Origin of the sequence: Acaryochloris sp. CCMEE 5410 (assembly GCF_000238775.2) — a bacterium.
GTDB lineage: Bacteria > Cyanobacteriota > Cyanobacteriia > Thermosynechococcales > Thermosynechococcaceae > Acaryochloris.
In genome coordinates, this window is record NZ_AFEJ02000001.1 from 4,379,859 (window position 1) to 4,400,913 (window position 21,055).

Below are 21,055 nucleotides of genomic sequence, written 5' to 3' on the forward strand. Positions count from 1 at the left end.
CTATGCTTCTGGACGCTTGGCTTCGATGATGCGAGAGAAATAGAAGCTGGTTTTAGTCATGGCTTTGCGTTCAATGGTCCACCCTTGGGATCGCAAAATGTCGCAAATATCAAAATCTCGATGTAGATAAGCGCGGGTCGTTTTGCTGGGACCGGGGAAGAAGCTGCCGATTTTCTTCAACAACATATAGCCAATCGTCCAGGGGGCAAAGCTCAGAATAATCCGGGATTGGGCAAGGGACGCTAAGTGGTTGATCATTTCCGGTACTTTTTGGTCGGGATAATGGATCAAAACGTCCAGACAAATGACCGTATCGTAACTCCCGGATAAGGTTTCCAAATCTTGAACGCTGAAGCTAGGGTTTTGATCTTGGCCCAAGGTTTGCTGGGCTCGAGACTGGGCCTCTTCCACCATTTTTTTAGAAATATCACTGGCCGAGACCTGGATGCCCATTGTTGCCAAGGGGATGCTTAAACTACCCACGCCACAGCCTGCATCGCAAAAGGATTGTCCCGATAAATCTCCGTCGGCTTTTAGCCAGGAGATTACGGTATCTACCGTTTGCTGATGACCGATGCGAATGTCTTTTTGGACTTTATTGACATCTCCGTCGCCATAAATCCGCCGCCAACGGTCGAAACCAACGGTATTGAAATAATCTTGGACAACAGCTTTATCGTTGGTGGTAGGCATGGGTATATTTCTGACAACGGTCTCAATCCTCTATGGTTGCAGAAAATTGGACGATCAGGGATTTTTTGCACTCAGCCCTTCCACAAGGGGACGTTGCCCGCTCATATCCCTTGAGGAAGGATCAGGATTGCAGGGGTAGGCAATTCGTTAAGGGCACCTAGGTCACTAGGGTTTGAGGGATAACACCGTGGATGTTCGCGCTGGCTTCTAACTCAGGCCTTCAGCGCTTTGTTTTATATCTTTTGTTATAGAGTCGACAGACTAACGGGCTCGGATCTCCGTCTTCAAAGGGAATGACTGTACCATCGGCTTGGATGCGAAAGCGATCGCGACAGTTATAGGTCTCTCGAGGTTGTCTGGCCCCATCAATGGTGACGATGGCTCGATATTCCCAATAATTTTTGGCTGTACGATTTAAAGACGCTTCACAAATGCGACGGCCTTTGATATTCCGGCAGCTAGCTGCGTAGGCAGGATCAGGAAGACTGAACAGCACTATCCCTCCTATCAATACAATAAGCAAGCTCTTGCGAAGTAGCGTTTTCAACCCTAGGACAGTGATGGGTATCTGTGGCAACGAGAATTGTGAGGTCATCAGCAAAAACTCAACAGAAGTATTGATTTATATCTTGACTTGTATCACAGTCCATACCCAGATTGGCTTAACCTGAACGTACACTCAATATTTTTTCAACTATTGAGGGGTAATTTGAAATGGCTGCTTAAGTCGATGGTCGTCTCCCAACCGCAAAACCCATCCCGTTCAGCGGCTAAAGTGGTGCTGATTACGGGCTGCTCCTCGGGAATTGGCAAAGCCCTCGCCCTAGAATTTCACCACCAGGGCTATCAGGTCTATGCCACTGCTCGAAACCTGGCTGATATGGAAGAATTGGCCCAACAAGGGATGGCTACATTGAAGTTAGATGTCACTTGCCCGGCAGAGATTGCCGCTGTCATTGATACCCTGGTGGCAGAGACGCAGAGGCTCGATATTCTGGTGAATAATGCAGGCTATGCGGTAATGGGACCGTTACTGGATATTCCCCATGCCGAGCTGGTGAACCAGTTTCAAACCAATGTATTTGCACCGATCCAGCTGATTCAGCAGGTGGTACCGTTGATGGAGGAGGGAGGTCTAATCCTTAATTTGGGCAGTGTCTCAGGAATCATGAGTACGCCGTTTGCAGGTTCCTACTGTGCGTCTAAAGCGGCCTTACATGCGTTATCTGATGCATTGCGCATGGAACTGGCCCCTTTTAATATCCAAGTGGTGACCGTGCGAGCCGGGGCTATTCAATCCCAGTTTGGGCAAACAGCCTCCCAAAGGGCTGAACGGTTGCTCCCTCCCAATTCTCGATATCAACACCTCGCTCCTCAAATCCAGGCGCGCGCCCAGGCATCTCAGAACCAGGCCACGCCTGCTGCTACCTTGGCCCAACAGCTCGTGCATCGGATTCAGCGATCCGATCGACTCCCCCCTGAAATTTCCATTGGCCATAAAAGTCTTACCTTGCCACTGTTAAAACGATGGCTACCGACTCGACTATTGGATCGAATTTTGAGGCGGAAATTTGGCCTAGGAGATTGGCAACCGGGTCCATTGCAGAAATAAGTTTTGCTCCGGTGCCAACTTTAGGAGAAGTTAGTCGTGAGTCGGCTAAAGCTCTAAGCGCATTTCGTTGGATGGTGTAAAGCCAATCTGCTCGTAGACGGGTTTGCCCCAAGGGGAAGCATGGAGGATGGCATGGGTACAATGTTGCGATCGCAAATATTCCACAGCCACTTCAGTCAGTTGACGACCAACCCCCTGGCGACGGTAGGCTGCTTCCACATAGACGCCCCAAATATAGCCATAGTGACGTTGGTCTTGGCTAATCAGAAATGGATACAGCCCCGAAAAGACTTGACAGCCCACCGATCCGACAATTTCTTCATCTAGAGAGGCGATATATCCCTGATAACCCAACTGATCGCGGGCCGTTGCCAGGAACGCTAAGGTGACGGCTTGCCAATCCGCTCGAATCTGCTCAGCAGGGACCTGGTTATCCAGCCACATTTGGTAAAAATGCTGGGCAATCTGTTGATCATCGGCGGGAGTTGCAGAGCGAATCAAAAGGGAGGAATTTTGCATGGCGACACATCCCGGAATGACAGATTATTCTTTGGGTACAGAGGGTGAGGGAACATTGCTGTGAATAACGCTACTATGGCCGATAATCACTTGCCACAGATCTTGAGAAGAACGTTGCCATAGACGAGTAAACCTGAGATGGTCCTGGAACGGGGTCTCGCCATAAAGGCCTGCCCACTGCACTCGCACAGAGACAACTACCCCCTCTCCTAGGGGTTGGATTCGTCGTTCTGAATACTCAATTGTCTGAAATCGACAGAGACCGGATTGATGGAAAGCCAAGTCATCATGTTTGCTGATGGTCTGGCCCAGATGATTCGTAAACACCAAATCATCGGCAAGCAGTTGATCGAGAGCGGCCACGTCAGAGGTCAGCATGGCTAAGCGGAGTCGTTCTTCAACCTCGATAATATGTTGCTCTAAGGCAAGCGAAAGGGGCTGAGCCATGGGCAATACACTTGAAACCGATAAAACGGAGCGTAAAGCGGGCATCCTTGACCCAACATCAATGGGGGCTTAGGAGTCACAATAAATTTAAGTTCGTCTATTTTATTTAGGGCTGGCAGCGATCACATAGGCCACTTACGGTGACCTCATAGGTTTGGGCTTTTAAGCCGGGCCGGAGGTTACTAAGGCTAATTTCTTGGAAACAATTCCAGGGGATGTCTTCAATTTCGCCACACTGGCGACAGCGGAAATGATGGTGAGGATCGACGTTGGCGTCGTAGCGGGACACGCCTTCTTCAAGTAAGACTTCCCGGACCAGACCTACATCTCTTAGGGCTTGCAGCGAGCTATACACCGTCGCTTGAGAAGAAATGGGAAAATCTTGATTTAGATCCTGCAATAGATGCTCTACGGTCGGATGATCGGTCCGAGACAGCAAATTGGCATACACCGCATAACGCTGGGGTGTGACTCGGAGACCTTTCTCCTTTAAAACTTGCACGATGGTGTCAGCAGACTGCTTCATTATTTTGTTTGTCAAACAGCAAATACTATTGCGGCAATTTATTCACTAATTATAGATGCAAAACTTGCGATGTCTCAATAAAATATAGTATTTCTTAAAAATAAGTATATATTACTATTGAAATATTCTTAAATAAGAATTATTCTTAGATATGTGGAGGCGATTGCCGACACCTGTTCACCCCAACACATGAGGAAAAACATGGCTGTATTTGCAACTGAGCGAGTGCCTGACGTCGTCTTCAAGACCCGAGTTCGGGATGAGTCCGTTTCAGGACCCAATCCCTATCGATGGCAAGATAAAACCACCCAAGATATTTTTGGTGGCAAGCGGGTTGTTCTGTTCTCCCTGCCAGGTGCATTTACCCCCACCTGTTCATCGACTCACTTACCTCGCTATGAAGAGCTTCATGAAGAAATCAAAGCTCAGGGAGTTGATGAGATTATCTGTCTATCGGTGAATGATGCCTTTGTAATGTTCCAATGGGGTAAGCATCAAGGGGCGGATAAAGTCTTTTTGCTGCCCGATGGCAATGGTGAATTCACCCGCAAGATGGGGATGTTGGTGGACAAGTCTAATCTAGGCTTTGGTATGCGCTCTTGGCGCTATTCGATGGTGGTTAATGATGGCCAAATCGAAAAAATGTTTATTGAAGCGGATTACGGCGATAACTGTCCCACCGATCCTTTTGAGGTATCTGATGCCGATACGATGTTGGCCTATCTCAAAGGTGCCCATGCCAGCACAGCTCCTACTGCAGCAGCAGTGGGCTAAAGCGGCCTGATGTCACCGTCTGGAGTTGGTCAACGGGCCAGCTCCAGTGTGCCATGTATTGATTAGGCTAAAGTGAAACGTGATTGAATCTGCAAAGGAGGGAAGGCGATGAGTTACGACTATGATTTATTTGTAATTGGTGCAGGCTCCGGTGGAATTGCCACAGCCCGTCGCGCTGCCGAGTATGGTGCCAAAGTTGGCATTGCAGAATATGGCCGTTTGGGCGGCACCTGTGTGAATCGCGGCTGTGTGCCTAAGAAGCTGATGGTCTATGCGTCTCACTTCCCGTCCCATTTTGATGCTGCCACGGGCTATGGTTGGAGCCCAGTCGAGAGCCAACTAGACTGGCTCAAAATGATCACGGCTGTGAATGATGAAGTCACACGTCTTAACGGTATCTATCAACGGATGCTAGATAACTCCAAAGTGGAAGTCTACCGGGGACGTGCGGCCCTTGTCGATGCCCATACCGTTGCAATCGGCGATCAAAAAGTCACTGCAGATAAAATTTTGGTGGCGGTGGGGGGCAAACCCGTTAAGCCTGCCAACATTCCCGGTATCGAACATGCCATTACTTCAGACGATATTTTTAATCTGAAAGAGCAGCCTAAGCATCTGGTTGTTCTCGGTGGGGGCTATATCGGCATTGAATTTGCCTGCATTCTGAAAGGATTAGGGTCTGAAGTGACGCTGATTATCCGGGCTGACAAGATTTTGCGCGGCTTTGATGACGATATCCGCTCAGAAATTCAAGACGCGATGCAGAAGCATGGTATTCGGGTACTGAATAATATGACAGATTTGGCCATTGCAAAATCCGATACGGGACTCCAAATCACCGTTAAGCAGGCTGACAATGCTGAAGAAACGATTCTAGCCGACGCTGTGAGCCTGGCGGCGACGGGGCGTATCCCCAATCTCGAAGGCTTGGGATTGGAAAATACAGCTATTGAAGTAGACGGCGGTGCGATCGCAGTTAATGAATATAGTCAGACTGCAGAACCCAATATCTATTCCGTGGGTGACTGTACGGATCGGATTAACCTCACACCCGTTGCCATTAACGAAGGACGAGCATTTGCCGATACCCATTTTGGTGGCAAGTCCCGAACCATGAGCTATGACAATGTACCGACAGCCATTTTTACCACCCCTGAAGCCGCTACGGTGGGTTTAACGGAAGCAGAAGCTCAGGAACAGTATGGCGAAGACAAAATCAAAGTCTTTCGCAGTCGCTTCCGCCCCATGTATTACACCCTGCCGAACCATGATGAGAAAACCTTGATGAAGTTAGTGGTCAATACCGACACCGATCAGGTGTTAGGAGCGCATATGGTGGGGGACCATGCGGGAGAAATTATTCAAGGGGTTGCGATCGCAGTCAAGATGGGAGCTACAAAAGCCCAGTTTGACGCTACTGTCGGGATTCACCCCAGTTCTGCCGAAGAATTTGTAACAATGCGCTAAGCAAGGTGTCACTTTTTGGAATTAAGGGGGCACTTTAAGCTCAGGAATCTGGTATCGAGAGATTCCTCCTCAGAGGATTTAACCCCTGACTACATGTCAGGGGTTTCTTTATTGAAATTAAGCGATTTTTAGCCCGCTTTCACCAAGATGGCGTCTCCGTCTACCTTCGCTTCATAGGTAGGAAGTGAGTCTTTTGCAGGACCGTTGGTAACGGTCCCATCTGCCTTGAACTTGGAACCATGGCAGGGGCAATCCAGGGTCCCTTCTTCTGCATTCCAATCAACAGGGCATTGACTATGGGTACATTGATTTTTGAACGCAACGACTTTGGTTTTGTCATCAGGATTGAAAATGACGAGTAGGGGGGCACCACCAAAGTCTTCCATAACCACAGACCCATTGCTTTCTAGGTCTGCCAGCTTACCGACTTCGGTGAACCCATCTGCTGTTGTAGCTGGAGCGGCAGATTCAGCAGTATCAGAGCCTTCTGGTGAAGATGCTTCTGGTGAGTCACTAGAGGTGCAGGCAGCGAGCACCACAGGTAAGCTGCTGGCTAATGTACCAACTCCTACCCACGAGAGAAATGTACGACGATCCATTCAGTGTTCTCCTGTATCTGAGATACGGACTTCGCTGGATATTATGCCTGATCTAATCTCAATTCGCTGCTCTTCCGTGATAAAAAACCCCAATTGCATTACGATCTGCGCGATTGGGACCATGCCATAGCCTCGTTCTAGGGAAGAGTCTCGCTGATGGGGTCATCTACCTTAGATTGCTTTGGATCGAGACCGAGATTAGACCAGGAGGCGAGTAAAGGCAGCTTGATAGTACATGCTTGTTTCTGGTTCTCCTGTGGGAACCAGAAACAAGCTAAAGCGCCCCAGTTGACGATGCTGAATCTGATAAGTCCCTTGGGATAAAGATTGGCCTTGGTAACCTCGAAAAATGAGCGAAAATTGCTCCAACTGTTTGGACTGCCCATGTTCATCGACTTGCTCTAACTGGAGGTGCAGCTGCTCTCCTTCCTCGGTAAAAACTTGGAAGGTTCTATCCTTGAGGGTCTCAAAAGTAGAGCAATGCATCTGGCCCAAAGACGCATTGCTGGAATTCAATGTCTTAGCCCAGGTGTGAGAGTTTTGTTTGGCACCTAGGGGCAAGGAAGAAGTTCCAACTGTGATGAAAGTGGTGCCAGAGAATAAAAGAAAATGCCGTCGGGAAATACTCATAGCAGTAGACTGATATCTATTTAATCATAAAAACTAGTACTTCAAGCATTGGCCTGAAGATAATTGTTGCGGCCATTAAACGTGAGTTTTTGAGTGCAATCGCTTCACACACATTGTATTGGCTGAAGCAAAATTGTAATCTTTGTAGCTCATTATAGAGCTTCACTTCAAAATAGAAATTAAGAAATAAGTAGTTTTAGGTGTATACAAATAATTCGTCTTATATAAAATAAAAAGCCTATCAATTGAAGATATTTCTGAGAAAAATATTTATGGCTTTTAGCAGGTGATTATGCATTTGTCTATCGACTTTCGTCCAATATGTGATGACGATCTCAATAATTTAAAGCAAATCTATGCAAGCACTCGGGCAGAAGAATTGCAGGTCTTATCCTGGAGTCAAGAAGAGAAGGAGATCTTCTTGCAGAGACAGTTTCAGGCTCAGCATCAATATTACCAGGCTCAGTTTAGAGAGGCTGAATATTTGATGATTTTGGAGGGAAATCAGCCTATTGGTCGCTTATATGTTGACCGACGTCCTGATGAGATTCGAATTATTGATATTGCTATTTTACCTGCCTATAGAGGACAAGGAATTGGTTCATCACTACTACAACAAATCTTAGCTGAAGGGCAGTGTTCACATAAATCTGTCAGGATTCATGTTGAGCAAAATAATAGAGCTTTAAAGTTATACCAACGTCTTGGATTCCAAAAGAAATCTGAGAATGGTGTTTATTTTTTGATGGAATGGATGCCTAATTCTTAGTAATGAATATATCTATAGACAAGCAGTTTTGGAGTAAGTATATTCATTTTTAATAGAAAAATAATGACTTTATAAACGCAAGACAGAAAGACCTGTCTTGTGAGTGATTGAAGAGCTGTCAACGGTTAAGAAAGATGACGTTATAGGTGCAAAGTGAGGCGATGAGACTAGCAGAATTAACACAATCACAATTCTCAGACTATTTAGGGGATGCATTCCGAATCGAAGGAGAATTGGAGGCGAGCCTGAACCTTCAGTTGATTGAGGCGACCCATCTATCATCAGGACGCCATACGAAGTCCAACGGTCAACGTCCAGAACCTTTTGCTTTGGTTTTTCAAGGACCGCAAAACAGCCCTTTAGATCAAGCGATCTATCAGCTACAGCACGAGCATTTGGGAGAACTGCCTTTATTTTTGGTGCCTATTGATCAGGATGAGGACGGGGTCTATTACGAGGCAATTTTTAACTAGGCTATTCGCATAAGCCTGCAAGATAGCGATTTTTGGATAATTTATATCGAATTGTGAGGATATTGCTTATGTCTGAACCATTTTTAGCAGAAATACGAATGGTGAGCTTTAATTTTGCCCCGCGAGGTTGGGCCTTTTGCGATGGGCAAATTTTGCCGATTAATCAAAATCAATCACTTTATTCTCTTTTAGGTACGACCTATGGCGGAGATGGGCGTACATCTTTTGCCCTGCCCGATTTGCGGGGGCGAACACCGATTCATGTCAGCAGTAGCCATCTCCAGGGACAAAAGGGAGGTGAAGAAACCCATACCTTGGCTGGGAATGAAATGCCACAACATACCCATCAACTTCAAGCCTCATCTAGTGCTGCGAATAACCCTATTCCGACTGGCCATGTGTTGGGAGAGGTCTCATCTGGGTTGTATCACAGCAATACTAACTCTGTAGCACTGCTTGCGGGCACAGTGACAAATGTTGGGGGTGGTCAGGGACACGATAATATGCAGCCCTATCTCGCTGTTAACTTCTGCATTGCCTTACAAGGTCTTTTCCCGTCCAGAAATTAGTAGGAGATATCACTTATGTCAGAACCTTTTGTTGGCGAGATCCGTATGTTTGCAGGCAATTTTGCCCCGCGTGGATGGGCGTTCTGTGATGGGCAACTGCTTGCTGTGTCCCAAAACGATGCTTTATTTTCTTTGCTTGGCACGATTTATGGCGGTGATGGTCGAACTACCTTTGGATTACCCGATCTGCGGGGACGTATTCCCATTCATGCAGGAACAGGTCCAGGGCTTTCCCAGCGTAGGCTAGGTGCGAAAAGTGGTGTTGAGCAAGTCACCTTGACTGCAAATCAGCTACCCAGCCACACTCATACATTGCAAGCCTCAACTGACTTAGCTGATCAAACGGCACCACAGGGCAACGTCATAGCCCAGCCCTCAACACTGTCTCTCTATGCCCAAGAACCTATTGATACCAATATGAATGTTGCTGCCATTACCAGTGTGGGAGGGAGTCGAACGCACTCTAACCTACAGCCATTTGTATGTATCAATTTCATTATTGCTTTGTTGGGTATCTACCCATCCCGTAACTAAGGAGTGTTACATGTCCGAACCTTTTATTGCCGAAATTCGCATTTTTGCAGGCAACTTTGCACCACGAGGTTGGGCCTTTTGTGATGGGCAATTGCTACCTGTTTCCCAAAACACTGCGCTCTTTTCTTTAATTGGCACAACCTATGGCGGTGATGGTCGTAGCACTACGGCATTGCCTAATCTACAAGGACATGCGCCGATGCATCCAGGACGTGGTCCAGGTTTAACGTCTCGTAGTCTAGGTCAGAAGGGCGGAGCAGAAATGATCACGCTGTCTGAAGCTCAAATGCCTAACCATACCCATACGTTAAGAGCAACTTCGGAAACCGCTGAGCTTCAAGCGCCTGGAACAGATCGAGCACTGGCTCGTTCTTCTCGGGGACTTGCCTATCAATCTGCTGCGACTAACCTCGTTACTATGGCTGACCTCCCTAATGCGGGAGGGAGCCAATCCCATAACAATATGCAGCCCTATTTAGCTATCAATTTTATTATTGCTTTGCAAGGGCTCTATCCATCGCGCAGCTAATTGTCTAGTTTTTAGACTGTTGGTGGTTAGCTTCAAACTAGCCACCAATGTTTGTCTGAGCGTAGACCGGAACCGTCCTACTTTGGTCAATTAAGGAGGGGTGGGGCAAGAAACACCACCACTGAAGGTGAGTCCAGCATCAATGGTGATATTGTCGGATGTACTATTATTGCGTCCGGCTAAATAGTTTGCTACATCTACACCACTAGTTCCCGAGCCTGTGAAGCCTGGAAGTACAAACGAATCTGTACTGCTTCGCAATCTCAAGCGGATATCATCTGTACCACCTGCTGCACTAACAGTGTTGGCTAGCGCACCGGCCCCGCCTATATCAGCGCAAGCATTGATATCGTCTGTTGCCGAGCCCGTAGCACCGGACTGGAAGAAGATGCCTTCTAGGCCAAATATATTAGATTGCGTTACAGCATTACCTGTGACCGTTGCATTGAATGTGTTATCCCCATCTCTAGCAAATAGTCTAATAACTTCTTGAAATCCAGCATTGACGAGCGTGTTATCGGTAATGGTTATGGTCAGTGTTCCGTTACCCTCGGCAATTGCTGTAATGTTTTCACCTAGGAAATTATTCGTATCTGTCAGACTAATAAAGTTGTTGTCAATATTGCCCTGTAAGCGTCCAGACGTTGTAGATTGACTACCCAGTAACAGGTTAATTCCATCAGAATTCGTACCGCTAAAGAGCACAGGATTACCTGCTGTTCCATGATTTCGGATGTCGAAGTTCACGACTGCATTTAGATTAGATGTAATCTGGCCAAATGTATTTGTTCCAGTGATGGTGTTTCCGTCTAACACCACATCGGCTGTCCCCTGATCCGTGACATTAATGATGAAAGCACTGGCAGGAATATTCTGAATGGTGTTGTTGGCAATATTGGCCGTTGTTAGGACTGAAGTTCCTGTCCCTTCGTAGACAAAAGCACTATCTTGCGTATTATTCGAGATAGTATTGCCTGTTAAGGTCAAGCTGCTAAGCGTGCCCGAACTATTGCGAATATCAATGCCAAAGGATTGACTACTATCGATGAGACTATTGGTAATGGATACTGCACCAGAGACTCCATTGAGAGGTGTTGTTGTATCACCAAACTGAATTCCAGATTCTCCGTTAGCATTGCCGTTACGGAGAATGCGCCCGCTGCTCAGGGTAAACCCATTCACGTTGTCGCCAAAAATGCCATCATTGCCGCCATCTGTGACATCTATAAAGTTCAGGGAAATATTTTGAGCATTACTCAAACGGATGCCTGCCCCTGTGCTGTTATCAATGAGCCCTCCCGATCCTAAGGTTGCTCCATCTCCTGTCACATTGAAACCGCCACTACCAACATTATTTAAATTGATGCCATTAGTTCCACCATTTGCTGAAATGCTCTGAAAAGTGACTCCACTTGTACCTATCGTGGTGTTGGCTATATTGAGCGCTGTGGTTGCCCCGGAATTAATTGTGTTGGCTGTACCCGTAACATTCACCGTTCCCCCGTTGGTGGCATTGAAGCCTACGCCTGTAGTAGTGTCAATATCCAAAGTGCCGCCTGCAAAATTAATCGTAGCGCCAGTATTGCTGGTCAAATTGACCGCATTGACCGTACCAGAATTCAATGTGAGGGGACCTGTGATAGCGACCGTACCCCCTGTCTTATTCGCCACATTGATATTGCGAGCGCTGAAAGTAGTGCCAGTCCCACGGGTAAGAGTGATATTACCCGTCCCACCATTTGCGTTGAGTAATTCCCCAGCAACATTGATAGTGTTGTTCTGGGCGGTCACATTCGTCGTCAGGTTCGCAACATTGAAGACCGTAGCATTGGCACCAACATTTTGAATGACATTGTTCTGAATCGTGATACCCGTGCCATTACTGAACCCAGCGGTGGCATTATCAATATCGAAAATGTTAGCCGTGCCAGTGCTGTATTCAAAGGTATTGTGCTCGATGGTATTGTTGCCCCCTAGGGTCAAGACATCGCTACCCGCTGTTGAGTTGGTGATCACGGCAGAGTTGGCTGTGATAGTCCCCCCGACTGTACTGAACGTGCCTAAAATATTGGCCGGTTTTATAGACCCAAACGATACCGAGTTAGTGTTGGCAAAACCTGTAATGCTTTGACCTGTCGCCAGGGTAAAGCCTGTAGCTCCCTGGGCCGTTACATCAATATTGCCGATAAAGGCAAAGGTTTCGGTTCCGGCCAATAAATCCGCCGCAGCTACAGAGATCGTGCTGATGGATTGACTCAAGCCAAAGGTTCCAGCGGTGAGCGTGCCACCATTCTGACTAACGAAGGTGGCTGAAGCTGCACCCGCCGGGAAATTAGCAGCATCGCCCGCCCCAAACGTGACATCTTCAAAATCGAAACTGGAAGCGGCGAGGGTGCCATTCCCGGCATCCACTGTAAAGGCTCCTGCTTGAGCGTTGACATTAATGCTGGACCCGGTATCACTGGCAGATTCACCATCGCCAAAGGTAAACTGAACCGCCGCAGTATTGTCGATGACGACCCCTCGATGCAGATCAGTAATACTGCTGGATGGGCCTGTGGCTGGCGTGGTTTGGGTCCCTAGATTGACAGTCTGGTTGCCAGCCAATGCAGTTAAATCGACCCCGATAGAGCTAGTTGAGGTATCAGGACCAGAAATGGCGACAGCGTTATAGGCTGCAGTCCCTGATAAGGTGGCGCCATTGAAGTTGATGCCGACCTGATTGGCGGCAGCCCCTACATCTGTAATTGTGGTGGTGCCGAACGTCGTTGCAGCGTTCGTGCCGACATAGCGAATGCCACTCGTGCTGGCGGTCGTCCCCATGTCGATATTGACGGTGCCAAAGGTGACAGTACCACTATTGCTGGTTAGGGTGATGGCATTGCCAGTGGGGTTATTAACGTTTGTAGTGCCAGTGACTGCAAAGGAACCCGTCAAAGTGTTGAGGGAAATACCACTGGCTCCTGCTGTAGAAGAGACGGTATCAAAAGTAATGTTAGACGCAATTCCATTGAGGTTGATAGCCTGACCAGATGTTGTGGTGACGGACTCATCCCCTGCTGTAGCCGCTACACCCACTGTGCCGCCAGTGGTGGCATTCAAGCCTGTGCCTGTCGTGGTATCAATGTTTAAACCAGCATTGAAATTGATAGTGCTGCCTGTATTGTTGGTGAGGTTAATGCCAGGGGCAGTACTGGTATTGGCAGTAACTAAGCCATTAAAAGCGGTGGTGTTTCCGGTTTTGTTGTTGATATTGACCGCACTGGCTGCATTATTTTGGGTAATGGTGCCAGCGTAGGTGACGGAGGCGGTGCTGGTGTCTTCATTAAACGCAGTTCCTGATGGGCTGGTGATGGACGTATTGGCACTAAAGGTGAACGTGCCCGCAGACCCATTGAGGATATCAATTCCTGCATCACCGCCATTCAGAGTTGTAGTGCCGTTGAAGTTGTAGGTGCCATCAGCATTGTTAAACTGCAGGCCATTGCCATTCGTGGCATTGATGTTGGTGGTGCTGGCAAAGGTGATGGTGCCTGTATGCCCACTTTGAACATTAACAGCGCTAGCATTATTGGCCTGAGCAATCGAACTGGTGCCGTTATAGTTGATATTGGCTGCACCACCGTCAACATTCAAACTAATGCCAGTGGGACTGGTGATAGTTGTGTTTGCAAAGGTGAATGTGCCTGCAGATCCGTTGAGGATATCAATTCCAGCATCACCGCCATTCAGGGTTGTGGTGCCGTTGAAGTTGTAGGTGCCATCAGCATTGTTAAACTGCAAGCCATTGCCATTCGTGGCACTTAGCATTCCAGTTTGGAAGGTGACCGTTCCTGTAGAATGGCCGCCCGTTACATTGACCGTGCTGGCATTATTGGCCTGAGCGATACTGCCGCTATAGGTAATGCTGGCCGTACCCCCATTGAGATTGAATGCTGTACCTGTGGGATTAGTGATGGAGCTAGCGGTATCAAAATCAAAGGTGGCGTTGCCTCCGCTGATATCCACGCCAATACCGGTGGCGTTGGTGATGTCTAAATTATCGATGTTGACGGTGCCAGCGGCATTGGTAAAGACGACCCCCCCAGCTAGGGATACATTCTGGAGGGTGGTTGTCCCGGTCGCATTTGTGATTTGAAGCGATGTCCCCGTGGTGCCCGTACTGGTGATATTAGAGAGCATCGTATCCGCAGCATTAACAATGACATCAGTGTTATTGCCGCTAAAGGTGACATTGTTGAGGGTGGTATTGGTCGACGGTGTAATTTCAATCCCGGTGGTGAAATTCCGAATAGTGGTGTTTTGAATAGTGGTATTGTTTGCACCTGTTAAACCTGCGATCGCACGGGCAGCCGTACTACTACCATCGAAGATCACATTCTGAATCGTATTGTTATTCGCCAGGGTGATAACGTTATTCCCAGCGCTAGTACTGAGGACCGCAGCACCATTCCCCGTGGGATCTGTGATGTTGGTACTTGGGAAAGTACCTAATACATTAGCGGGTTGCTGAAAACCAAAGGTTTGACCATTACCAAACCCATCGATAGCATCGCCAGTCCCTAGGGTAAAGCTATTGCCTGCCGCTGCCAGCAACGTATCAAAGTTATAGGTTGTGCCATTGTTGATAAAGACAAAGGTGTTGACGGTGGCCAAATTCGCTTGGGTTTGAGCAGCCGTAACACTAGCGGCTTGAGTTGGAGAGCTACCATCCCCCATGCCCGTATTAGAGACAAAGAAGAGCTGTCCTGCAACTCCAGCCCCACTAGTGAAGTTGGGATTACCTGTGAAGCTGACATCATTAAAGTTATAAGTACCGCTGGCTGGATCTAGGCCGATAGCCTGCACTGTAAAGCCACCTGCCGTGACGCTAATCGTACTTGCTTGATCGACGGTATCTTCACCATCTCCAAAGATGAAGTTAACGTTCGCCGTTGTTCCGACGGCTTGACTGGAAGACAGCTCTACTCCAATTTCGACATTGGCGATGGAGCTTGGAGTATCCGCACCTGGGTTCATTGAGTCACCCACCTGGATCAGACGATTGCCGAGGGTGGAGGACAAGTCGATACCCACAGACCCTGCAGTTCCCGTTCCTGCAATGTTCAAAGACGTAAACTGGACTCCACCCATTGGATCAGACCCAGCAAAATCGACCCCCGTATCGTCTCCGAAATTCGTAATGCTGGTGTTGCCAAAGGCAATAGCTCCATTATTAACCCCTTCAATATCAATACCCGCTGCATCAATCACACGAGGCGTGAATAATGGTGTGGGGACAATCGGCGCTCCAGGGTTACTGATATTAGTCGTGCCAAAGGTAACGTTGCCTGGATTATTAGAAATAAGAATGCCATCTTCAACAGTGGTGTTGATGGTGGTAGTTCCTGTGGCGGTGAATGTCCCTGCATTCCCTGTCAATTGAATGCCCACAGTGGGGCCCCCATTGGTCAAGACCAGACCTGTCGGTGGGGTGAGTGTGGAGGGAGCAATATTAATTGAGTTAAAAGTAAAGTTAGCACTGGAGTTGGCAATACTTATCCCTTGCGTTGTTGCAGTAGGACTAAAGAATTGTGCACCAATCGCTTGAGAAAGTTCGGGCGCGGTAATAGAAGTCGCCCCAGTTACCGTAAATGAGCCTGTGACCTGATTAGCCACAAATCCACTGTTCCCCCCATCCTCATTCAAAGTTAGACTAGATAGAGTGATATCAGAGTTGACCTGGTTAAGGTCAATCTGGCCCGCATCGACATTGCCATCTAAGATCCGAATCGTCAAATCAGCACTACTCGCATTGGTTAAGATGGCGGCATTGGTTACGTTGGCATTGAATTGGTCAAAGCGAATCGTTCCTCTACTGCTCCGGCCAGTATCAAGTGTTGCTGCAGTAAAGCCAAAAGAGGTCCGTTCCGTGGGACTGCCAAGGGTTAAAGTCCCCCCCTGTACTTCTTGCAAACCCGCCGTGTTGGGATCTGCATCAAACACGACCCCGTCAAACCGGAAGCCGTTCGCCATAAAAGCGGGATTGAAGGCTGTGGAATCTCCTTGCAGCGTGTTGTTACTAAAATCGGTAACGATTAAGCCTTCTGTAATGCCCTGAATAACAACCCCCTGATCTTCTGTTTTGAAGATACTGTTGGCAATGGATAGTACTAACTGATCGTCATCACGGGTTTCTGCAAACACCCCAAAATCCAAGTCTCCAATACTGGTAGTGGCATCATGAATAATAGAAATGCCGTCGATTGCCACCGTGAGGTTGCGAGTCGCCGTGACATCATTCTGAATAATTGAAAAGCTATTCTGATCGCTACCCACGGGCGAGCTAAGGGTGCCGCCATTCACAGCAAATGCGCCATCCAAATTACTGAGGGTTATCCCAGAACCTGAGGTTGACCGAGTGGCGCTAATGGAATTGAAGGTTGTATCCACCGTACTATCGATAATATTGACGGCTAGGCCATCCGTAGTGGTAACCGTGTAGGCGCCTGTAGACCCCAGCGCCCCCACATTGACCGTACTGCCTGTGACATTGAATCCAACGGCTGTCGTTGTATCTATATCTAGTCCGCCCGTAAAGCTGACCGTGCTTCCCGCATTACTTGTTAGATTCACTCCAGTTGCCGTACCGGTATTGGCGGTGACTAAGCCATTGAAGGTGGTGGTGCCTCCAGTCTTATTATTGATATTGATGGTACTAACCGCATTATTTTGAGTAATCGTGCCGGTATAGGTAACAGTTGCCGTACTCGTATCTTCGTTGTAGGCAATTCCGGTTGGATTTGTGATGGCAGCATTGGCAAACGTAAAGGTGCCTCCAGAGCCATTGAGAATATCAAGACCCGCATCTCCGCCATTGAGCGTAATCGGACCATTAAAGGTGTACGTTCCATCAGCGTTGTCAAACTGTAACCCTGTACCGTTGGTGGCATTGATGGTGGTGGCCGCATCAACCGTCAAGGCCCCCGTATGTCCGCCGCTAACGTTGACCGTTGCTAACGGATTGCCGTTGTTGAGGGTGGAGCCCGTAATATTGACGTTTACGGTGCCGCCATTAAAGTCCACCGTTGGCAACGTAGACTGTTGAATCGTGGCTGCTCCAGCTAGACCCGTCCCAGAAACGGCTGCCCCATTCCTGCCATTATCCAGAACGACTCCATTGATGGTGTTGTTATTTGCAAAGGCCACGGTTGCGGGCGTTCCTGCTCCCGTGGTGGTCAAGGTAGGGGCTCCGTTACCTGTCGTGTCTGTAATCAACCCCGTTGAAGCATTTAGCAGCACATTGCCGGGACCAGCAAATGGAATATTGATCGTGGATCCGTTGCGGAAACTGAGAATTTGTTGATTGGCAGTTAGGTCAAAGGTGCCCCCTGCATTGTTCGCATCAATGACATCTGTTCCAGATGTATTTACCAAGATAAAAATATCGGCCGTTGGGCTAGCCTCAGCGGTGGTAATACTGCCTGGATCGGTGAGGGTGGCTCCTGAACCATTGGTGTTCTGATCAATGAAGAATAGCTCAGGGAATGTAAACCCAAGGCCCGGATTACCTGTAAAAGCAACATCACGGAAATTGTAAGTACCATTTGCTCCCACAGCACTAGCATCAATCGGAGTCGTCGCTGCAATCGTACTGGGAGCATCGGTCATCTGCTCCCCATCACCAAAGGTAAAGTTGGCATTGGCATTATTCAACTGCACCCCAACATTCACCCCCGCGATTGAACTGGGAGTATCTCCATTGACATTGGCTGGATCACCTAAGGTAATCACCCGATTGCCCGTGGTATTGGTCAGGTCAATGCCGGTGCCCACATTGCCCGTATTGGTAATCGCTACTGTCGGAGCCGTGACGCTGACATTCGCTCCTGTCAAATTAATCCCGGACCCCGTAAAGCCATTAATCGTCAATGCCCCTAAGTTAAACACTGTAGTGGCATCATTAATCCCTGATAGATCCATACCATCTAGCCCAGCATTGGTGATGGTCACGGGACCAAAGGTATAGGTCCCCGTACTGTTGGTTGCTAAGAACCCATCTCCAGTGGTGTTGGCAATTGTAGTGGTTCCAGATACGCTCACCGAACCAGTCACCGTATCCAGGTTGATGCCATTCGTTCCCCCAGTCGAAGACACTGAATCAAAGGTAATGTTGGCCGCTATATTGTTGAGATTCAGGGCAGTGCCACTGGTTGTGGTGACCGATTCATCCCCACTTGTAGCGGCGACATTGACGGTACCGCCATTGGTGGCATTAAATCCGATGCCTGTGGTGGTATCAATATCCAAGCCTCCGTTAAAGGCAATGGTACTGCCTGGGTTGTTGGCCAGATTGACGCCAGGAGCCGTACTCGTATTGGCTGTGACTAGACCATTAAAGGTCGTGGTGCCACCTGTCTTATTGTTGATATTGACGGCACTGGCTGGATTGTCTTGAGTAATGGTGCCGTTATAGGTAATCGTGGTGGTGCCACCGACTACATTGAACGCCGCATTCGTAGCATTGGTAATCGAGCTAGCCGCATCAAAGGTAAAGGTGCCATCGCCGTCTGTAATCTCAAGGCCGTTATCGCCAGCATTGGTGATATCCACATTAGTGGCCGTAATCGTTCCTGATGGGTTGGCAAACTGGAGACCGTCTCCACCTGAATTGGAGATATTGACATTGGTGAGGGTGGTGGTGCCTGTGGCATTGAGAATCTGAATGGCGGGACCCGTGGCGTTGGTGCTCACCACATTGGTCAACGTGGTATTGGCGGCATTGACGATGGCATCTGTAGCGTTGTTGTTGAAGACCACATTGTCGATGGTGGTGTTAGTGGAGGGGGTGATCTGAATGCCAGCGATGGTGAAGTTCCCGAGGCTGCTGTTGCGGATGGTGGTGTTGGTGGCTCCTGTAACGGCAGCTATTCCCCGAGGAGCTGTATTTTGACCATTGAAGGCAAGACCATCGATGGTGTTGTTATTGGCGAGGGTGAGGACGTTGTTGTTGGCACCATTGACCAGTTGGGGTTGTCCGGTATCGAAGATGGTGACTGAGCCCAGGTTGGGAACAGTGAAGACAAAGTTGGGAGTGGTGCCGACCCCTAGTGCTTGTTGTCCCTCCTTTAGGGAGAGGGTTCCACCGGTTCCGGTTTGGGTATCGATGGCTCCAGCATCGTTGAGAAAGAAGAGAATATCGTTGGCTTGGGTAAGAGCGCTGGCCTGAGCAATAGTTAAAGGACTGCTTTGGGTTCCACTGCCAGCGGTGCCATCTCCATCGATGAAGAAAATATTGATAGGGAGTCCAGTGGCGGGGTTAAGGGCTACTTGGGAATCTGAGGCGATAATCTGAGGTCCAAGGGGAGAAAGGGTACCTTGACCCGCAGTCGCCGCCTGGAGCTCAGTCATAGAAATAGGACGATTGATGTCCTGAGCAAAGGTGGTGATTTCGTACTCGCGCCCAATCGGACGCCGGGCTAAACGCTGGGTGAGGCTGAGGGGCTGAGAGCGTTTAGGACCGCCAAAAGGAATCCCCAGACGAACAAAGCCTTCAAGTTCTGAGCCTCGGGTTTCATCAAAGCGGAAGCGACCGCCAACTTGTAACAAGCCTCCGTTCATCCCTAAGGGGTCTTGAACTTCGAGTTGGGCGCGGGCCATGGGGCCATCGATGCTGAGGGTTTCGCTACTGTCAAAGAAGAAGTAGCCTCCAAACAGGCCGAGACTGACTTTGTCATTGAAGTGATGACGATGACCTGCTTCAAAGTCAAACCCGGCCAGGGCTCGTTCACGAGCTTCTAGAGTAAGGGTTTGTTGGACAATGTTGGTGCCCAGGCCATTCGCACTAGGCTGGATCCCTAAAACGCCGTTGACGGTGCGTTGACCGACGACATTAGGGTTACCGCTAGGGAGATAGCCGTTAACTCTAAATTCAAACTTTTTGTTGACGAGTTCGGCCCCAAGGCTGCCTTGGTGATACTGAAAGCCGTTTTCACTGCGTTTGGAATCGTAGAAGGCATGGGTGCCGAGGATCCAAGGGTTCTCGTTCGAGGTGTTGAGGACACGGCGATAGGCGAGACCGAGGTTGCCGAGGAAGGTTTCGTTACTGCCTCCTTCAAAATGAATATCAGCAAAGGCGAAAGATTGATCATCCTGCCAGAAGGGAAGTCGGAGGTTGATCCCCCCAAATTGACGACGGGTACTACCACGGAATTCGGTATCGACAAAGTAGGGAATGCCTAGGTTGGTGGAAGTGTCTGTTTCTGTGCCGGTGGGCGTATCGGATTGTTCGCCAGTTGTGGTGTCCGTAGGGACATCAGGCTCTGCTTGGACTAGAGGTTGGGATGTTACTGCCGCAGAATTAGATGGAGTCGTTCCTTGGTTGATCGCGATAACTTGTGGTGCTGTTGTCCATCCTGCTTCTGCCAACGTGCGAGGCGGAGAGGCTGTAATGGGTGGCTTGGTGTCAATTGTTGGAGGAAGCTGTTCGATGACAGGCTGATCCGTCAGGTCCTTGGGTGAAGGCTGGGGGTGTTGGTCAGCTTCTAAAGCTGCTGCTAGGGATGCTTCAGGATGCTGTGTGATGCTCTCATCCTGGGGTACAGGAGATAGAGAATGTTCTGGAACGGTGTCAGCAGAGTCCAGCGTCAGTTGAAAGTCGCTGGGTGGAGAGATGTAGGCTGCAGTAATCTCCGGTTCTGCTGAAGGTGGTGCCTCTAATGGTGCTGGATCAGTTCCGATATCCCCTAGAGGTTCGGTTGCTTGGGGTAGGGCAGCCGAGATCTCTTCGGCCAGCGCCGCCATGGGCCATACCCCTGCGATCAGCAAACTAAGTGCTAAGGATTTCCCAAGGTGCGATCGCACCTTGGGATCAATACTCATCCAGCCAGCCATTAGTACCTCACTTACCGCTCAGCGGTTGTGTCTCACTTGCAA

16 protein-coding genes are annotated in these 21,055 nt (G+C 48.8%); 8 read left to right on the forward strand and 8 right to left on the reverse strand.

From position 1 onward, the window contains the following. Nucleotides 1-693 carry a magnesium protoporphyrin IX methyltransferase gene (bchM, locus tag ON05_RS20190; protein ID WP_010469694.1) on the reverse strand — a complete coding sequence of 231 codons (693 nt, stop codon included), beginning with the start codon at nucleotides 691-693 and terminating at the stop codon, nucleotides 1-3. A 220-nt stretch (nucleotides 694-913) separates the two neighbouring features. Beyond that, nucleotides 914-1,288 (reverse strand): hypothetical protein, encoded by a 375-nt coding sequence (locus tag ON05_RS20195; RefSeq protein ID WP_236618844.1) that lies wholly within the window; start codon nucleotides 1,286-1,288, stop codon nucleotides 914-916. A 135-nt stretch (nucleotides 1,289-1,423) separates the two neighbouring features. On the opposite strand from ON05_RS20195, the gene ON05_RS20200 reads away from it, so the two are divergent. Beyond that, complete coding sequence (locus tag ON05_RS20200; RefSeq protein WP_010469698.1) at nucleotides 1,424-2,305, forward strand: SDR family oxidoreductase; 882 nt, start codon at nucleotides 1,424-1,426, stop codon at nucleotides 2,303-2,305. Between the two features lie 45 nt (nucleotides 2,306-2,350). Here ON05_RS20200 and ON05_RS20205 read toward each other — a convergent pair whose 3' ends face one another. The 3 genes from ON05_RS20205 to ON05_RS20215 all read right to left on the reverse strand — a co-directional run bounded on the left by ON05_RS20205 (nucleotide 2,351) and on the right by ON05_RS20215 (nucleotide 3,797). After that, the gene (locus ON05_RS20205) at nucleotides 2,351-2,824 is read right to left on the reverse strand and encodes a GNAT family N-acetyltransferase (protein WP_010469699.1); all 474 of its coding nucleotides are present in this window, start codon (nucleotides 2,822-2,824) and stop codon (nucleotides 2,351-2,353) included. Between the two features lie 24 nt (nucleotides 2,825-2,848). Further along, entirely contained in the window at nucleotides 2,849-3,316 is a 468-nt protein-coding gene (locus ON05_RS20210; RefSeq protein ID WP_236618846.1) for a nuclear transport factor 2 family protein, read from the reverse strand. Between the two features lie 61 nt (nucleotides 3,317-3,377). Then, nucleotides 3,378-3,797, reverse strand: coding sequence for a Fur family transcriptional regulator (locus ON05_RS20215; protein WP_010469702.1), 420 nt, complete (start codon nucleotides 3,795-3,797; stop codon nucleotides 3,378-3,380). A 201-nt stretch (nucleotides 3,798-3,998) separates the two neighbouring features. Between ON05_RS20215 and ON05_RS20220 the strand changes: the two genes are divergently transcribed. Continuing rightward, nucleotides 3,999-4,571: a peroxiredoxin gene (locus ON05_RS20220; protein WP_010469704.1), complete on the forward strand. Its 573-nt coding sequence runs from the start codon at nucleotides 3,999-4,001 to the stop codon at nucleotides 4,569-4,571. A 108-nt stretch (nucleotides 4,572-4,679) separates the two neighbouring features. Continuing rightward, nucleotides 4,680-6,038, forward strand: coding sequence for a glutathione-disulfide reductase (gene gor, locus ON05_RS20225; protein WP_010469706.1), 1,359 nt, complete (start codon nucleotides 4,680-4,682; stop codon nucleotides 6,036-6,038). A 128-nt stretch (nucleotides 6,039-6,166) separates the two neighbouring features. On the opposite strand, the gene ON05_RS20230 is transcribed toward gor, so the two are convergent. Together ON05_RS20230 and ON05_RS20235 are read right to left on the reverse strand one after the other, a co-directional pair. After that, a complete protein-coding gene (locus tag ON05_RS20230; RefSeq protein ID WP_010469708.1) occupies nucleotides 6,167-6,637 on the reverse strand; it encodes a ubiquinol-cytochrome c reductase iron-sulfur subunit in 471 nt (156 codons plus the stop codon). Nucleotides 6,638-6,835: 198 nt separating this feature from the next. Beyond that, entirely contained in the window at nucleotides 6,836-7,267 is a 432-nt protein-coding gene (locus ON05_RS20235; RefSeq protein ID WP_010469710.1) for a DUF6916 family protein, read from the reverse strand. Nucleotides 7,268-7,559: 292 nt separating this feature from the next. Between ON05_RS20235 and ON05_RS20240 the strand changes: the two genes are divergently transcribed. The 5 genes from ON05_RS20240 to ON05_RS20260 all read left to right on the forward strand — a co-directional run bounded on the left by ON05_RS20240 (nucleotide 7,560) and on the right by ON05_RS20260 (nucleotide 10,141). Further along, nucleotides 7,560-8,036: a GNAT family N-acetyltransferase gene (locus ON05_RS20240; protein WP_010469712.1), complete on the forward strand. Its 477-nt coding sequence runs from the start codon at nucleotides 7,560-7,562 to the stop codon at nucleotides 8,034-8,036. Between the two features lie 161 nt (nucleotides 8,037-8,197). Further along, nucleotides 8,198-8,509 carry a DUF6916 family protein gene (locus ON05_RS20245; RefSeq protein ID WP_010469714.1) on the forward strand — a complete coding sequence of 104 codons (312 nt, stop codon included), beginning with the start codon at nucleotides 8,198-8,200 and terminating at the stop codon, nucleotides 8,507-8,509. A 68-nt stretch (nucleotides 8,510-8,577) separates the two neighbouring features. Next, nucleotides 8,578-9,078, forward strand: coding sequence for a phage tail protein (locus ON05_RS20250; RefSeq protein ID WP_010469716.1), 501 nt, complete (start codon nucleotides 8,578-8,580; stop codon nucleotides 9,076-9,078). Between the two features lie 15 nt (nucleotides 9,079-9,093). Beyond that, nucleotides 9,094-9,612, forward strand: a complete 519-nt coding sequence (locus ON05_RS20255) for a phage tail protein (protein WP_010469718.1) — start codon at nucleotides 9,094-9,096, stop codon at nucleotides 9,610-9,612. Between the two features lie 10 nt (nucleotides 9,613-9,622). Then, the gene (locus ON05_RS20260; protein ID WP_010469720.1) at nucleotides 9,623-10,141 is read left to right on the forward strand and encodes a phage tail protein; all 519 of its coding nucleotides are present in this window, start codon (nucleotides 9,623-9,625) and stop codon (nucleotides 10,139-10,141) included. 90 nt (nucleotides 10,142-10,231) lie between these two features. Here ON05_RS20260 and ON05_RS20265 read toward each other — a convergent pair whose 3' ends face one another. Continuing rightward, nucleotides 10,232-21,001: a hypothetical protein gene (locus tag ON05_RS20265; protein WP_236618847.1), complete on the reverse strand. Its 10,770-nt coding sequence runs from the start codon at nucleotides 20,999-21,001 to the stop codon at nucleotides 10,232-10,234. Nucleotides 21,002-21,055 lie beyond the last annotated feature (54 nt).

Excerpts from the sequence above, each read along its gene's own strand:
- bchM (WP_010469694.1), bottom strand. The coding sequence starts at position 693 with ATGCCTACCACCAACGATAAAGCTGTTGTCCAAGATTATTTCAATACC.
- ON05_RS20195 (WP_236618844.1), bottom strand. The coding sequence starts at position 1,288 with ATGACCTCACAATTCTCGTTGCCACAGATACCCATCACTGTCCTAGGG.
- ON05_RS20200 (WP_010469698.1), top strand. The coding sequence starts at position 1,424 with ATGGTCGTCTCCCAACCGCAAAACCCATCCCGTTCAGCGGCTAAAGTG.
- ON05_RS20205 (WP_010469699.1), bottom strand. The coding sequence starts at position 2,824 with ATGCAAAATTCCTCCCTTTTGATTCGCTCTGCAACTCCCGCCGATGAT.
- ON05_RS20210 (WP_236618846.1), bottom strand. The coding sequence starts at position 3,316 with ATGCCCGCTTTACGCTCCGTTTTATCGGTTTCAAGTGTATTGCCCATG.
- ON05_RS20215 (WP_010469702.1), bottom strand. The coding sequence starts at position 3,797 with ATGAAGCAGTCTGCTGACACCATCGTGCAAGTTTTAAAGGAGAAAGGT.
- ON05_RS20220 (WP_010469704.1), top strand. The coding sequence starts at position 3,999 with ATGGCTGTATTTGCAACTGAGCGAGTGCCTGACGTCGTCTTCAAGACC.
- gor (WP_010469706.1), top strand. The coding sequence starts at position 4,680 with ATGAGTTACGACTATGATTTATTTGTAATTGGTGCAGGCTCCGGTGGA.
- ON05_RS20230 (WP_010469708.1), bottom strand. The coding sequence starts at position 6,637 with ATGGATCGTCGTACATTTCTCTCGTGGGTAGGAGTTGGTACATTAGCC.
- ON05_RS20235 (WP_010469710.1), bottom strand. The coding sequence starts at position 7,267 with ATGAGTATTTCCCGACGGCATTTTCTTTTATTCTCTGGCACCACTTTC.
- ON05_RS20240 (WP_010469712.1), top strand. The coding sequence starts at position 7,560 with ATGCATTTGTCTATCGACTTTCGTCCAATATGTGATGACGATCTCAAT.
- ON05_RS20245 (WP_010469714.1), top strand. The coding sequence starts at position 8,198 with ATGAGACTAGCAGAATTAACACAATCACAATTCTCAGACTATTTAGGG.
- ON05_RS20250 (WP_010469716.1), top strand. The coding sequence starts at position 8,578 with ATGTCTGAACCATTTTTAGCAGAAATACGAATGGTGAGCTTTAATTTT.
- ON05_RS20255 (WP_010469718.1), top strand. The coding sequence starts at position 9,094 with ATGTCAGAACCTTTTGTTGGCGAGATCCGTATGTTTGCAGGCAATTTT.
- ON05_RS20260 (WP_010469720.1), top strand. The coding sequence starts at position 9,623 with ATGTCCGAACCTTTTATTGCCGAAATTCGCATTTTTGCAGGCAACTTT.
- ON05_RS20265 (WP_236618847.1), bottom strand. The coding sequence starts at position 21,001 with ATGAGTATTGATCCCAAGGTGCGATCGCACCTTGGGAAATCCTTAGCA.